We start from the raw sequence: 841 nt of genomic DNA, 5'->3' as shown, positions 1-841 counted from the left end.
GATCTCCGGCAACTCGGCCATCAGCCAAGCGACGGTCCGATCGGCCACACCCTTCATCGAACGCCACGTTTCGGTGAGCTTGGCCCACAGTGGATCGTCGTCAATCAGGGAGGCGATCTCGCCCTCGAGCGTCCGCGACTGCCGCTTGAGCAGGGCAATCACCTCGTCGAGGCTGGCCAGCATCTCGGCATTGTCGAACAGNGCTGGAGCGGCGCTGCTTTTGCACGGTGAGATCATCGGTGACCTGCCGCAGCCTTGCCACAAGGGCCTTGAGGCGCCGCTGTGCCTGGCTCGGCAGGGGCATCGGCTGCAGGCCCTTGTCGCGGGCGAAACGGGCGATCATCTGGGCATCGATCCGATCCGTCTTCTCCAGCATGCCCATCGCCTCGGCATATTGCCGGACGTTGCGCGCATTGGTGACTGTGCAGGGCAGGCCCTGCTCCCACAGCAGCAGGAACCCCCTGCGTTCATAGCCGCCGGTCGCCTCCATCACCACCAGCTCGACCTGGTGCCGACGGCAGAAAGCGGCCAGTTCCGCGATTCCGGCCGCATCGTTGCCGAAGCTGCCCCGGATCGTGCCGGGCTCGATGCAGGCATCGAGACTGGCCTTCGAAACATCCACTCCACAAATGGTCTTCATCACGGTAACCTGCCTTGTACGTGCGATTGTGATCAACCGACTGTTCGGTCGTACGTGACAACGGCGAAGATCCCGGGCTCATCCACGGTTGTTACCCTGGGGGTATCGGGCGACTTCGCCGCGCGCTTTGGCCGGTGGCCACCGGCCAAAGCGCTCAGTCGCTTTCATCGCACATTTTGCTCAATGGGCAGATACAAGGGG

The 841-nt window shown here is 63.3% G+C and carries 1 protein-coding gene and 1 pseudogene; both read right to left on the bottom strand.

Going from position 1 to position 841, the window contains the following annotated elements:
• Positions 1-183: pseudogene (locus K3F49_RS39655) on the bottom strand (IS110 family transposase); the annotation flags it as partial.
• Positions 101-640, bottom strand: coding sequence for an IS110 family transposase (locus K3F49_RS21855; protein ID WP_452101115.1), 540 nt, complete (start codon positions 638-640; stop codon positions 101-103). The pseudogene K3F49_RS39655 and the gene K3F49_RS21855, both read right to left, overlap by 83 nt.
• Between the last annotated feature and the right edge of the window lie 201 nt (positions 641-841).

It is taken from the genome of Bradyrhizobium monzae, from assembly GCF_021458635.1.
Taxonomy (GTDB): domain Bacteria; phylum Pseudomonadota; class Alphaproteobacteria; order Rhizobiales; family Xanthobacteraceae; genus Bradyrhizobium.
The sequence above is the reverse complement of the archived record's forward strand: the minus strand, read 5'-3'. Positions and strand labels throughout refer to the sequence as shown.